Raw genomic sequence first — 12,563 nt, 5'->3', positions numbered from 1 at the left:
GCCCGTCTCGACGTGCTCGGTGCTCGCTCAAACGGGCGGCGCGGCGGCTGCCTGCGCGCTCGATCCGGCCGTGTGCGCGTGTGCGATCGCGCGCGTCACCGCGATCCAGAGCCTGCGCCGGATCGCCTCCGGCACCTCGGGGACGAGCCTGGCCGCGCTCATGAGCGCCTCTCCGTCCACCGCTCTTGAGCGCTCCGCGACCGGGAGGCTCAAGGGATCGCGGAGCGCGCGCCGGTCCTCGGCGTTCATGCGCTTCACCGCCACGCGGAAGTCCTCGCGGGCGAGCCGGAGTCGGTTGCGCACCGTGTTCTCGTTCACGTCCAGATCGCGCGCGATGTCGGCGGTCGTCACGTCGAGCAGGTCGTGCATGATCAGGACGACCCGTCGTTCGAGGTCGATCGCTCCCAGCAACCGGCCGACGAGCTGGCCGCTCTGCTCGCGCGCGAGCAGCTGTTCCGAGCTCAAGCCTGGGTCGGCGAGGTCGAACGGCCAGCTCGTCCCCGCGCCGACCGCGATCTCTCGGCGGCGATGGGCTCGCCCGCGGTAGTGGCCTACCTGTCGCCACGCGATGCCGAACAGCCAGCGCTTGAGGGGCTCGCCGAGCGGGATCGCCGTCTGCGGAGCCCTGCGCTCCGAGCTGGGGTTGTGCCCGGAAGGGGGGTGGCCGGCGCGTGCCCCGTCTGTGCTGCGCCTCGGATCGAAGCTTTCCAGGGCGTGATATGCAGCGATCATCACGTCTTGCTGGACGTCGTCGATGTCGCGCTCCGCGACCCCGAGCCAGCGGAGCGCTTGCCGGAGAAACGACAGGCCGACCGTGTACACGGTCTCGAAGCTGGGCCGCTCCAGGAGCGGTACGTGCCCAAGAGGCTCTTGCATGCCTGAACTTACGTGCAGCAATCCCCGTTGATTTGAAAATCGTCAGACCACCCCAGGGAAGCCGTTTATTTGTAATATAAATTACAAATTTGCATGGCACGTGCAGCGCGAGCTCACTTGCCCTGGAACACCGGCTTCCGCTTCTCCATGTATGCGGCGAGCCCCTCGCGAGCGTCCTCCGATGCGAACAGCTCCGCCTGGAGCTCTCGCTCGAGGGCGAGCCCCTGTTCGAGTCCCACCTCGAAGCCGGTCTGCACCGCGCGCTTGATGCGTCCGACCGCCAGGGCCGCGCGATCCGGCAGCGTGAACGTGTGGCTGTACGCGAGGATCCGGACCATGAACTCGTCGTGGGAGGCCGTCTCCCAGACGTCGTTGACCAGGCCGACCGCGAGCGCCGTCTCGAAATCGAACGTCTGGCCCTCGCAGATCAGCTGGATCGCCCGGGATTTGCCGATGAGCCTGGCGAGGCGCTGGGTGCCGCCCGTGCCGGGAAGGACGCCGAGCGCTACCTCCGGGAGGCCGATCTTTCCGGCGTTCTTGCGGGCGATGCGGAGGTCACAGGCCATCGCGATCTCGAGGCCGCCGCCTACCGTGTGACCGTTCAGCGCCGCGATGCAGAGCTTTGGCGTGTGCTCGAGGCGGCTCAGCGTCTCGTTTGCGTGGAGACAGAAGTAGTATTTGAACGTCGGATCCGACTCGCGGAGCATGTTCATGTTCGCTCCGGCGCAGAAGAACTTTTCGCCGTGCCCGGTGATGACGATGACATGTACATCGTTGTCGAAGCGGGCCTCGAGGATGGCCGCGTCGAGGTCCTTCATCATCTCGTGGGTGTACCCGTTGACGGGCGGATCATTGAGGGTAAGCAGCGCGACGCCTGCAGAGGTGGCGTAGTCGACGAGAGCCATGGGCCTCTTTACCAAACCGTCAGAAAAAGCGCTGCCCCCTGGTAGAATGGCGCGAGATTGTGCTACCCCGCAGGGACGTGCTCATGAACGCGCAGGACGTGCGGCAGAAGTTAAAAGAACTCATGGTCGAGGAGCTGAACCTCGAGGGGAAGACGCCGGCCGACATCGACGACGCCGCGCCGCTGTTCGGCGAGGGGCTGGGCCTCGATTCGCTGGACGCGCTCCAGCTCGCCATGAGCGTGGAGGAGCGCTTCGGCGTCCGCATCCCGGAGGGCGACGAGGCGAGGCCGATCTTCGCATCGGTGGACGCGCTCGTGGCCCACATCCTCAAGTCGACCGCGGCCGCGTGATCCCGCCGCAGAGAGCCGTTCGAGCGTGCGAATCTGGGTGACGGGCATCGGGGTCGTCTCGCCTCTGGCGCGCGGGGCGAGGGCGACGATGGACCGGCTCGTCGCAGGAGACCGGGCCTTCGCGCCGCTCTCGTTGTTCGAGATCCCCGGGACGCGCGCGCGCATCGCCGCGGAGGTCCGCGATCTCTCCGCCGAGGAGGTCGCTCCGCCGGGCGAGGCGGAAGGGTGGTCTCGAACCGACGCGATGGCCGTGCTCTCGGCCCGCGAGGCGCTCGCACACGCGGGCGTCGACCCCGGGGTCATGCCGGTCGACCTGGTGGTCGGCGGGACGACCGCCGGGATGTTCGAGACGGAGGAGCTGCTCGCCTGGCTCTCGCACGATCCCAGCGCGATCGCTCCCTTGAAGCGGATGCTCTCGCACCCGCTCTCGTCGACGGCCGATCACGTCCGCGCCGTCGTCGGCCCGTTCCGCCGGGTGAGGAGCGTTTGCAGCGCCTGCTCGAGCGGCGCCAATGCCGTCTTGCTGGGCGCGGCCTGGCTCCGCGCCGGCCTGTCCACCCGCGTGCTCGCGGGCGGCGCCGACGGCCTGTGCCGGCTGACGTACACCGGCTTCGGCGCCCTCGCGGCCGTCGATCCGGAGCCGTGCCGCCCGTTCGATCGGCGGCGCGCCGGGCTGAACCTGGGCGAGGCTGCGGCGTTCCTGCTGCTCGAGTCGGAGGATGCCGCGCGCGCGCGGGGAGCGGAGCCCATCGTCGAGCTCCGCGGATGGGCGACCGGCGCCGAGGCGCATCACATCACGAACCCCGAGCGCGAGGGGCGCACCGCCGCCCGCGTCATGCGCGACGCGCTCCGGTGCGCGGCCCTCTCGCCGTCGGATCTCGACTACGTCAACGCGCACGGCACCGCGACGCCGCTGAACGACGTCATGGAGAGCGCCGCCCTGCGCGCCTGTCTCGGCGCCGAGGTGAGCCGCATCGCCGTCTCGTCGTCCAAGGGGCAGATCGGGCACACGCTCGGCGCTGCGGGCGCGCTCGAGGCGGCGATCACCGCCCTCGCCGTCGCGCGCAGCGTGATGCCGCCGACCGGCGGCCTCGAGGAGGTCGACCCGGCGTGCCAGCTCTTGCACCTCAAGGAGGCGCGCGAGGCGCCCATCCGGGCGGCGATGTCGAACTCCTTCGGCTTCGGCGGCACGGACAGCGTGCTCGTGTTCGCGCAGCCCGATCGGTTTCCGCCGCCGCTCGGCGTCGGCAGCGCGCCTGTGCGGCGCTCGGTCGTCGTGACGGCGGCCGCGACGATCGGTCCGCTCGGCGTCCTCGCGTCCCGCGGCGGCGCCGCGTACCTCGAGCCCGGCCCTCCGCCACCCGAGGGCCCCATCGCCTTCAACACGGGCGCGCACCTCGATCTCGCGCGCGCGAGGCGGCTCGATCGCGCCGGCCGCCTGACGACGGCCGCGATCCTCACGGCGATCTCGGATGCCGGCCTCGGCGGCGCGGCTCAGGGCGATGCCGGCGCGGGAGACCCGGCGGCTGACGTCGCGCCGAGCCGCACCCTGCCCGGCGCCATCGTCGGCGCCTCCTTCGGCAGCGTCGACGCCTCGACCGCCTACATGCGGCGCATCTACGACAAGGGGGCGAAGTACGCGAGCCCCGCCGATTTCCCGAACCTGGTCCCCTCGTCACCGGTCGGGCACGCCTCCATCTACCTGGGCCTCCGCGGGCCAGTGTTCGCCATGGCCGATCTCGGCGCGACCGCGGAGGCGGCCATGGTCACGGCCATCGAGCTCATCACCGCCGGGGAAGGGGAGGTGCTCGCCGCCGGCAGCGTCGAGGAGGCGAGCCCCATGGTCGAGCGGTGCCTCGGTCCGATCTGCTCGCAGGTCGCCAGCTGCGGCGTGCGCAGCGAGGGCGCCGCCGTGCTGCTCTTCGAGAGCGCCGCGCGGGTGCGCGAGCGGGGGGCGCGCCCGGTGGCGACGGTGGCCTGGTGGAGCTCCTGGCGCGGCGACGGCGCGGGGATGCTCGCGGGAGCGCCGGCGCCGGCGCCCCCCGGCCCTCCCGAAGAGGTCGCGCAGCGCGTGCAGCCCAGCGTCCCGACGCCCGCCGCCGTGTTCGTCGGGCGGAAGGCGGAGCGCATCGTCGCCTGCCTGCGGGGCTCGCCGTGGGCCGAGGTGCCGTGCTCCACGCTGGCGCCGCGCGCAGGGGATCACGAGGGCGCTGGCGGGTTCGCTGCTGCTGCGGCGGTCGCGGCGCTCGCGAGCGGCGCCCTCGCGAGCGTGCTCATCGTGGGCGGCGCACCCGACCGCGGATACGCCATCCTGCTTGTCGCTCCCGGCGACGCGTGACGACATCGCTGCCTGCGCCCGGCCGTCGTGTGCGCCGCCCCGTGAGCGCTGTGTGCCTCCTGCTCTCGCTCGCGTGCGCCCCCGCCTGCGCCGCCAACGTCGCGCGGCGCGGCGGCCCGCTCGACGCCGAGTTCGCGCGGATGCTGCCTCCCCCGTCGCCGGGCACGTCCGCCGCGCGGCCCGACCGATCGGCGTGGCGCGAGGGGCGAGAGCGCCTCGCAGATCTCCGCCGCGAGGTCGAGGGGGCCGGCCCGCGCACGCTCCGCGTCCGCCTGGCGTTGCGGGAGCCGCGCACCGGCCAGGTGCTCGAGGCCCGCGGCGCGATCGCGATCGCGCCGCCGGCGATCGACGGGAGCCCCCCCGCGGCGGGTAGCGCGGTCCTCGATCCGGAGGGCGCGCTCCGGATGATCCTCCTCGGGCCAGGCGGCACCACCGCGCTCGATCTATGGGCACGCGGCGACCGCTTCCGCTTCGCCGTCCCCGCGCTCGATCTGCTGAAGCGCGGCGATGCCGCGACGCCACGGGCATCGCTCCGCGGCCTGCCGGTAGATTTCCTGCGCTGGTGGATGCTCCACCCGGCAGCGGGGACGCTGCTCTGGTACGAGCGCGCCGCGAGCACGGCCGCCTTCGTCCTGCGCGACGGCGACGCCGTGATCGATCTGAGGATCAACGAGCGCGGCTTGATCGGCGCGCGCCGCACGACGTGGTCGGCGGAGGGCGCGCGCCGGCGCCGGCTCGATGAGGAGATCGTGATCGCCGAGGGCATGGGCTGCGGCCACGTGCGCTACGCGCAGGCATCGACCGGGCTGCTCGTCACGGTGATCTGCGAGGCCGAGGAGCGGGACCGCGCGCCGGATCCGCGCGCCTTCGTCGATCCCGATGCGATCGGGCCGGGGGACGACTCATGAGCGATGCCTGCGTCATCGCTTCGGGCGCTGTCTCCGCGCTCGGCCTCGGCCCTCTCGCCTACCGCGTCCCCGACGCTGGCGAGTCCGCGCCCGTCGCGATCGCGCGCGACGAAGGGCTCGTGCGCGCCGGTCTCCTGCGGCCCTTCGCCGCTCGCGCGCCCGCAGCGCTCGGCGTCGCTCCGGGGACCGATCGCGCCACCGATCTCCTGAAGGCCGCGCTCTCGCAGACGCTCTCGGCGCTGGAGGGCGTGCGCCCGGGCTGGCGGGGCGAGCGCATCGGCATCGCCCTCGGCACGTCCAGCGGCGGCATGCTCACCGCAGAGCGGTTCTTCGCTGCCCGGGCCGAGGGGGCCGACGCCGCCTCGCGCGCCGCGCTGGCCTCGGGCGCGACCTATTTCGCGCCGTTCAACGATGCGCTCGCCGCGTTCGGGCTGGAGCGGACCCCGCGGCGCACGCACCTGCTCGCCGCGTGCGCCGCGAGCACCCTGGCCATCGGCCTCGGCCTCCGCTGGCTCGATCGCGACGCCTGCGATCTCGTGCTCGCCGGCGGCTACGACGCCCTCAGCACCTTCGTCGCCGCCGGCTTCGAGGCGCTCCGCGCGACGACGGCGTCCAGGTCGCGGCCCTTCCGCCTCGGCCGTGACGGCATGGCGCTCGGCGAGGGCGCGGCCGTCGTCGCCCTCGTCCGCGAGGATCGCCGCCGCGGCGCCCCGGTGATGGTTCGCGTCGCCGGCTTCGGCGCCTCCACGGACGCGGTGCACATCACCGCCCCGGATCGGACGGGCTCGGGGCTCATGCGCGCCGGCGCCGCGGCGCTCGCCGACGCCGGGTGGCCTGCTTCGCGCGTCGGCCTCGTCAGCGCCCACGCGACGGCGACGCCCTACAACGACGCGATGGAGTCGCGCGCGATCGCCGCGCTGCTCGCGACGCCCTGCCTCGCGGAGGGCTCGGGCGAGCCGCCGGGCGCCCGTCTCCCTCCGCCCGTGGTCCACCCGTTCAAGGCGCAGATCGGACACACGCTCGGGGCCGCGGGCGTGCTCGAGACGCTCTCGGCCGCGGCTGCCCTCGCGGCGTCCATCGCCCCGCCGGCGGCGTCCGAGGGCGAGCTCGATCCCGACGCTCCGGCCCTCCTGCTCGAGCGCGCCGAGCCTCGCCCGCTCGCTGCGGCGCTCAAGCTCTCGGCGGCCTTCGGCGGCGCCAACGCCGCGCTCTTGCTCACGTCCTGCGCGAGCGGTCGAACGCCGCGGCGCGCTCGCCCCGTGTACCTTCGCGCAGAGGCGCGCGTGACGGGCTTCGATCTCGCGCGCCTCGCCGAGGCGACCGGCATCGCGCGCGACCGCCTCGCGCGCCTCGACGCGCTCTGCCGTCTCGGGCTGACCGCGGTGGCGGCCCTCGCCGGCGTCGTCGGCGCCGACTCGTTGCGGGGCGCCGGCATCGTCGCGGGCCATGCGCTCGCGACGATCGACACAAACGATGTCTACGACGCCCGCCGTCGCGCGCGCGGCGCCCGTTTTGTCGAGCCGCGCCTCTTTCCCGCCACGTCGCCGAACGCGATCGCGGGCGAGTGCGCCATCGCGTACCAGCTCACCGGGCCGAGCTTCGCGGTCGGCGCCGGGCTCGGCGGCGCGCTGGAGGCGCTCCGCGCCGCGGCAGAGCTCGTCGCGTCCTCCGACGCCGATCGCATGGTCGTCGTCGCGGCCGACGACGCGGGGCCGGTCGCGCGCGAGCTGCTCGGCCTCACCGGCGCGCAGCACCGCGCGCTCGCCTGCGGCGCCGTCGCGCTCCTCCTCCAGGCGGCTCCCGGCGACGCCGGGCAGGCGGCATCCGGCGATGCCGGGCGCCTGCGCCAGGTCGAGCTCGACCTCCCTGTCGACCACGAGGGGCCGGTCGGTCATCTCGCCCTCCTCCGCTGGCTCGATGAGCACGGGTAGCGGGTACGCCCGTCCGTGTCATCCGCCGTGGTCCTGATCGCTTCGCTTGCCGATCTGCACCTCGATCTGGCAAGGTCCCCCGGCTGGAATCAGCTACTTCCCCTGAGCGTTGTCCTGCCCGCGTATGCTCTGCCGCCAAACAAAAGCTGTCGCCTCGTTCCTCGTCGTCGCTTCGACCGTCCTCGCCGGCTGCGCGACCCACTACATCCCGAACACGGACGTCGAGGACAACGACGAGAACCGCAAGATCATCTCGTTCTGCGAGAAGTACCGCAACGCGGTGGAGAGCAAGAACGTCGGTGCGCTGCTCCAGCTCGCCTCGCCCAAGTACTACGAGGACGGCGGCAACATCGACGCGGCGGACGACCTCGATTACGCCGGCCTGCGCGAGTACCTCACCGGCAAGTTCCAGGAGGCGCGCGCCATCCGCTACGAGATCCGCTACCGGCGCGTCCTCAGGGAGGATGACCTCATCTTCGTCGACTACACCTTCAGCGCCAGCTACCGCATCCCGGGTCGCAAGGGCGAAGAGTGGCGCCGCAAGGTGGACGACAACCGCCTCGAGCTGGTGGAGCACCAGGACGAGTTTCGCATCGTCGCGGGGATGTAGCCGCTCGGCCGCTGCCCTGCGGCGCCGTCGAGCGACGCAGGGGGCGGAGCTAGTTCAGCGCGCTCTTCGATGAGGGGGCATCGAAGACGCCCTTCTCCTTCGCGGCGGCGAGCACGCGGAGCGCCGTGCGGTAGCCGCGCAGGACGAGCGGCTTCGCGGCGAACCGGTTCATGTAGCTGTATCGGCCGATCGCGGGCGCCACGTCGAGGAAGGTGACGTTCGGGTAGAGCTTCGAGAGGAGCTCGACGCCGCGGCGCTCCTTCTCGGCCAGGAGGATGCTGAGCGACTGCCGGACGACGCCGGGCGCGCCGCTCCTCGCGATCGAGCGCTGCGACTCGTCGCGCTCCTCGGGGCGGTAGATGTTGGAGATGATCACGATGTTCGCGCCAGCGTTCACGGCCACGTCGGCGGAGAGCGTCCGGATCACCTCGCCGCTCAGGTGATAGCGGCCATTGATGCGATAGGGCCGGAACAGGCCGGGCACGCAGCAGCTCGCGGCCACCGCCTGGCTGATCGGCGTGGCCTCGTCATAGCCCGGGCCGAACACGACGCGCTTGGCGCTGTCCACGTCGACCGCCGTCACGTAGACCGCGTGCGGCAGCTGCCGGAAGTCGTTGATCGGCAGCGTCCGGCGCACGTAGCGCTCGAGCCGATCGATCGAGAACACCCCCGAGCAGAGGTACCCCGGGTCGAGCAGATCGCGCAGCGCGGGCGCTCCGAAGAAGCTCGACACGTGGAGGCGAGGTCCGCGGTGACGCCGTCTCCACGGGAGGCGGTAGGCGTCGAGCAGCACATCGAGCGGGATGTCCTGCCCGTACGTCGCGCTGACCAGCGCGCCAGCCCCCGCGCCCACGTAGATCTCTGGATGGATCCCGAGCTCCTCGCAAGCCTTCAGCACGCCGAGGTGCGCCAGACCTCGCGCTGCCCCCCCGGAGCCAACGAACGCGATCTTGAGGCGGCTCATCGAGCCCTGATCTTGTCGGAGATGTGGCACAAGCGCAAAGCCTACTGTAACTGGAAATCCTCGAGCAGCCGATAGATCTTGAATCTCGGTCCGTCTCGCCGCAGCCAGACCACGAGCTCGTCGCCGAGCAGCCGATCCGCCGCGATCCGAGCCGTCATGATCGGCACGCGGATCACGATGTCCTGGTCGTCGAGCGTCTCGGGCTGGATCGCTGGGTGTTGCGGCGTCGCGAGCACGTCCTCCGCCCGGAAGATCTGGAGCTCCGATTCCCGGTAGACCGGCTCTCCGGCGAGCTTTCCATACTCGAGGCGCCTGAACCGCTGCTCCCACCAGAGCCCGGCGCTCGGCGGCTGCCCCGATCCGCCGGAGCCGGTGTGGATCGCGAGGGCATCGCGCGTCAGCAGCTCGCCCAGGGCCTCGCTGTCCTCGGCGATGATCCGCTTGAAGAACTCGGCCACGACGTCCAGCGCCAGGCCGACGCCGAGCGGCGTCCGGAGGGTCACGACGCTGTCGCTGGCGTCTGCCTGGTTCGCGGGTTGCGGCGGAGCGCTCGCCGGATCGATCGCCACGCCGTCCGGGCGGCGACGCTCGTCGGGGAGCTCGGAAGCGGCGGGAAACGCGGCCGTTCCTCCAAATCCGCACCCCAGGAGGGATGAGCCGATGAGCACGGCGATGAGCAGCGAAGGGAGCGCCGGCGGCGCTTGCGAGGCGTCGGAGACGCCGGCCGGCCATGCATGCACCCCGGCCCCCTGCGGGCCATGAGGGCGGTCAGATCGGCTCGATCGCTGGAGCATCGGCGCGCGTGAACGTCACGATCGCACGCTCGCCGACGTCGGTCCACCCCGCGGGGGCCTGGTCGTCGTCGAAGTCCGACGCGACGAGCGTCAACCGGCTCGCGGCGTAATCGGGCATGCGCATCCGGCCGAGGCCGCCGTCGCTCAGGAGCCGCTCCATGTCGTCGCTGCCCTGGTAGATGCGGTACGCCATCGGCGTGCCGCCGTGGGCCGCGAGCAGGTACTCCGGGTTCGTGACCACGATGTTCATCGCGCTCGGTCCGGCCCCTTCCTCCGCGCAGAGCCGATCGACGAGCGATACGGAGGACCGGAGGGCCGCCCGCGCGCTCGCCGCGTCCACGTTGGGCCGATCAAGCTGGCCGCTGTCGTGGAGGAACGACAGGAACAGGTGGAAGAGGATCTCGCTGTCCGTCTCGCCGCGGACGTCGCGCTGGAGAAACTGCGGCAGCGAGTCGCTCAGCTGGCTCCGCAGTCGGGCGAACCCTTCGACCGTGCCCGTGTGGGCGAACAGCCACTGCCGGTAGCGGAACGGGTGCGTGTTCTCGGTGCGCAGGCTGCCGACCGTCGCAGCCCGGACATGCGCCACGAGGATGTCGGCGCGCACATCCTTGGTCATGTCGACCAGGCTGATCTCGGGTCGATCGTCGATCGGCCGGCGCTTGAGGAGAATCTCTCCTCCCTGGTAGAAGCCGACGCCCCAGCCAGGGATCACGCCCTCCTTTCGCCGAACCGTGAGGGCACGGTCTTCAAGCTCGATCGCACGCGCGCCGAGATCCGGACGGTTACCGATAAAGCCGACGAGACGAGCCATAGCTTTGTCCTCGCGAGTTGGGCCGGGGGCGGGGGCAGGGTCCGGCTCGCCGGTAGAGCGCTCCCTCATCTGCAAGCAGGGGTGGCTCCGTCGGTCGGCCGAGTGAGCGTGGGTCGCGGGTTGCGCCCTATGCTTTCTTGATACGACAGAGTCGCCGTGCAAGCGGAGCAAAAACGGATCCCCGGCGGCGACGCTGGTCGCGGGCACGGCTTGACCACACTGCCCGCCGCTCGTTCTCATTGTGCCGGTGCCGCCGGTGCCGGTCGCGTTACCTCTTACTCACGCTCCTCGCACGGCGCGCTCCTACCTGCCGCTCCTTCCCCGTGCCGCTCCTTCCCGCTGCCGCTCCTTCCCCGTGCCGCTCCTTCCCCGTGCCGCTCCTTCCCGCTGCCGCTCCTTCCCCCGCGAGCGGCTAGCCTCGTCTGCTCTGCTCTACGCGTCGGCTCATCGCGTCGAGGCCGTGGCGCATCGCGCCGTGGCGCGCGTCCAGCAGCGCTCGGCCGCCCCGCCGGTAGCTCGCTCTGGCCGCGCGACGTGCGGCCGGCACAGGCGGCTGCTGCACCGCGGGCCGCTGCGCAGCGGCAGCTGTGCATGCGCGGCCTTCGGAGCGGAGCGCGCGGCCAGGACCCGAGGAGCAGCCCCGGGCGGCGCGCGAGGGGCGGCAGGGCGGCGGCCAGACATACGGTCAGGAGCTCTGACGCGCGGCACTAAGGCGAGAGCCGATTCAGCATACGCGGGAACGGGATTGTCTCGCGCACGTGGGGCAGGCCGCAGATCCAGGCGACGCTCCGCTCGACACCCAGCCCGAAGCCCGCATGCGGGAAGGTGCCATACCGGCGCAGATCCAGGTACCAGCTGAACGCCTCGGGGGGCAGCTGATGCGTCTCGATTGCCCGCTCGAGTGTGGCGAGATCGTCCTCGCGCTGCCCGCCCCCGATCACCTCACCATAGCCCTCGGGGGCCAGGACATCGACGCAGAGGGCGAGCCGGCTGTCCGTCGGATCGCGCTTCATGTAGAAGGCTTTCACCTGGGCCGGATAACGGTGGATCATGACGGGGCGATCATACCGGCTGGAGATGATCGTCTCGTCCTCGCCGCCGAGATCCTCGCCCCAGGGAAAGTCTGGAATTTCAGACTCTGCCGCTGTCTTACGTTTCTCCACGCGCGCCTCGTTCAGGAGGGCGACGGCCTCGTCGTAACGAATGCGCGGGAACGGCTTCTTGACGGACTCGAGCTTCGTGACGTCGCGCTCGAGCACGGAGAGCTCGGGCCGGCGCCGCTCGAGGACGCGCTCGACGATGAAGCAGAGGAAGTCTTCCGCGAGGTCCATATCCCCCTCGAGGTCCATGAACGCGACCTCGGGCTCGACCATCCAGAACTCGGCCAGATGGCGGCGGGTCTTCGACTTCTCCGCGCGGAACGTGGGGCCAAAGCAGTACGCTTTCCCGAACGCGGCCGCCGCTGCCTCCATGTAGAGCTGCCCCGACTGGGTGAGGTACGCCTTGTCGCCGTGGTAGTCGGTCTGGAAGAGCGTGCTCGTCCCCTCGCAGGCGTTCGGCGTGAAGATGGGCGCGTCGACAAGCGTGAACCCTCGCCCGTCGAAGAAGTCGCGGATGGCCTGGATGATGGTGTGACGCACGCGCAAGATCGCGTGCTGCCGCCTCGATCGCAGCCAGAGGTGGCGGTGATCCATGAGGAAATCGGTCCCGTGCTCCTTCGGGGAGATGGGGTACTCGCCCGTGGTGGGGCCGAGCAGGCGGAAGCCGGACGCGACGACCTCGACCACCCCGGCGCGCTTCGGGTGCGCCTTCACCTGACCCGTGACCTCGATCACGCTCTCCTGGGTCACCCTGTCCGCCGCCGCGAAGACCTCGTCGCCGACGTCGCTCTTCGCCATCACGCACTGGACGGTGCCGAAGCCGTCGCGGAGCTCGAGGAAGTGGAGCTTGCCGCTTGAGCGCTTGTTGTAGAGCCATCCGCGGAGCACGACCCTGCTGTCGACGTGCTCGCTGAGGTCGCTGGTAGCGATGACGGGCGAGTCCTGCATGGGGGCCCGAAATAGCACGGTTTAGTTG

The 12,563-nt window shown here is 71.5% G+C and carries 11 protein-coding genes; 5 read left to right on the top strand and 6 right to left on the bottom strand.

Annotated features, from left to right (window positions below):
* Positions 1 to 27: 27 nt before the first annotated feature.
* On the bottom strand, positions 28 to 876 hold the full coding sequence (locus WMF17_RS30405; protein WP_437596676.1) for an RNA polymerase sigma factor: 849 nt from the start codon (positions 874 to 876) through the stop codon (positions 28 to 30).
* 113 nt (positions 877 to 989) lie between these two features.
* Positions 990 to 1,781, bottom strand: coding sequence for an enoyl-CoA hydratase/isomerase family protein (locus WMF17_RS30400; RefSeq protein WP_437596675.1), 792 nt, complete (start codon positions 1,779 to 1,781; stop codon positions 990 to 992).
* A gap of 83 nt (positions 1,782 to 1,864) precedes the next feature.
* Here WMF17_RS30400 and WMF17_RS30395 point away from each other — a divergent pair, with 83 nt between their 5' ends.
* From WMF17_RS30395 to WMF17_RS30375, 5 genes are all read left to right on the top strand, one after another.
* Positions 1,865 to 2,131 carry a phosphopantetheine-binding protein gene (locus tag WMF17_RS30395; protein WP_433927994.1) on the top strand — a complete coding sequence of 89 codons (267 nt, stop codon included), beginning with the start codon at positions 1,865 to 1,867 and terminating at the stop codon, positions 2,129 to 2,131.
* 25 nt (positions 2,132 to 2,156) lie between these two features.
* Positions 2,157 to 4,469 (top strand): beta-ketoacyl synthase N-terminal-like domain-containing protein, encoded by a 2,313-nt coding sequence (locus WMF17_RS30390; RefSeq protein ID WP_437644426.1) that lies wholly within the window; start codon positions 2,157 to 2,159, stop codon positions 4,467 to 4,469.
* Positions 4,470 to 4,510: 41 nt separating this feature from the next.
* On the top strand, positions 4,511 to 5,377 hold the full coding sequence (locus WMF17_RS30385) for a hypothetical protein (RefSeq protein ID WP_437644424.1): 867 nt from the start codon (positions 4,511 to 4,513) through the stop codon (positions 5,375 to 5,377).
* Positions 5,374 to 7,308, top strand: coding sequence for a beta-ketoacyl synthase N-terminal-like domain-containing protein (locus WMF17_RS30380; protein ID WP_437596672.1), 1,935 nt, complete (start codon positions 5,374 to 5,376; stop codon positions 7,306 to 7,308). The genes WMF17_RS30385 and WMF17_RS30380 overlap by 4 nt, the downstream gene beginning before the upstream one ends.
* Positions 7,309 to 7,432: 124 nt before the next feature.
* Positions 7,433 to 7,918: a hypothetical protein gene (locus tag WMF17_RS30375; protein ID WP_437596671.1), complete on the top strand. Its 486-nt coding sequence runs from the start codon at positions 7,433 to 7,435 to the stop codon at positions 7,916 to 7,918.
* Positions 7,919 to 7,967: 49 nt separating this feature from the next.
* Here WMF17_RS30375 and WMF17_RS30370 read toward each other — a convergent pair whose 3' ends face one another.
* The 4 genes from WMF17_RS30370 to asnS all read right to left on the bottom strand — a co-directional run bounded on the left by WMF17_RS30370 (position 7,968) and on the right by asnS (position 12,535).
* Complete coding sequence (locus tag WMF17_RS30370; protein WP_437567525.1) at positions 7,968 to 8,882, bottom strand: patatin-like phospholipase family protein; 915 nt, start codon at positions 8,880 to 8,882, stop codon at positions 7,968 to 7,970.
* A gap of 41 nt (positions 8,883 to 8,923) precedes the next feature.
* Positions 8,924 to 9,622 (bottom strand): hypothetical protein, encoded by a 699-nt coding sequence (locus WMF17_RS30365; RefSeq protein ID WP_437644422.1) that lies wholly within the window; start codon positions 9,620 to 9,622, stop codon positions 8,924 to 8,926.
* A gap of 28 nt (positions 9,623 to 9,650) precedes the next feature.
* Entirely contained in the window at positions 9,651 to 10,388 is a 738-nt protein-coding gene (locus WMF17_RS30360; RefSeq protein ID WP_437478787.1) for a class II glutamine amidotransferase, read from the bottom strand.
* An 806-nt stretch (positions 10,389 to 11,194) separates the two neighbouring features.
* A complete protein-coding gene (asnS, locus tag WMF17_RS30355; protein ID WP_437596669.1) occupies positions 11,195 to 12,535 on the bottom strand; it encodes an asparagine--tRNA ligase in 1,341 nt (446 codons plus the stop codon).
* Positions 12,536 to 12,563 lie beyond the last annotated feature (28 nt).

Source organism: Sorangium sp. So ce362 (assembly GCF_051519845.1).
Lineage (GTDB): Bacteria > Myxococcota_A > Polyangia > Polyangiales > Polyangiaceae > Sorangium.
The sequence above is the reverse complement of the archived record's forward strand: the minus strand, read 5'-3'. Positions and strand labels throughout refer to the sequence as shown.

Bases quoted from the DNA above. Each gene is read 5' to 3' on its own strand.
- WMF17_RS30405 (WP_437596676.1), bottom strand. From the start codon at position 876: ATGCAAGAGCCTCTTGGGCACGTACCGCTCCTGGAGCGGCCCAGCTTC.
- WMF17_RS30400 (WP_437596675.1), bottom strand. From the start codon at position 1,781: ATGGCTCTCGTCGACTACGCCACCTCTGCAGGCGTCGCGCTGCTTACC.
- WMF17_RS30395 (WP_433927994.1), top strand. From the start codon at position 1,865: ATGAACGCGCAGGACGTGCGGCAGAAGTTAAAAGAACTCATGGTCGAG.
- WMF17_RS30380 (WP_437596672.1), top strand. From the start codon at position 5,374: ATGAGCGATGCCTGCGTCATCGCTTCGGGCGCTGTCTCCGCGCTCGGC.
- WMF17_RS30375 (WP_437596671.1), top strand. From the start codon at position 7,433: ATGCTCTGCCGCCAAACAAAAGCTGTCGCCTCGTTCCTCGTCGTCGCT.
- WMF17_RS30370 (WP_437567525.1), bottom strand. From the start codon at position 8,882: ATGAGCCGCCTCAAGATCGCGTTCGTTGGCTCCGGGGGGGCAGCGCGA.
- asnS (WP_437596669.1), bottom strand. From the start codon at position 12,535: ATGCAGGACTCGCCCGTCATCGCTACCAGCGACCTCAGCGAGCACGTC.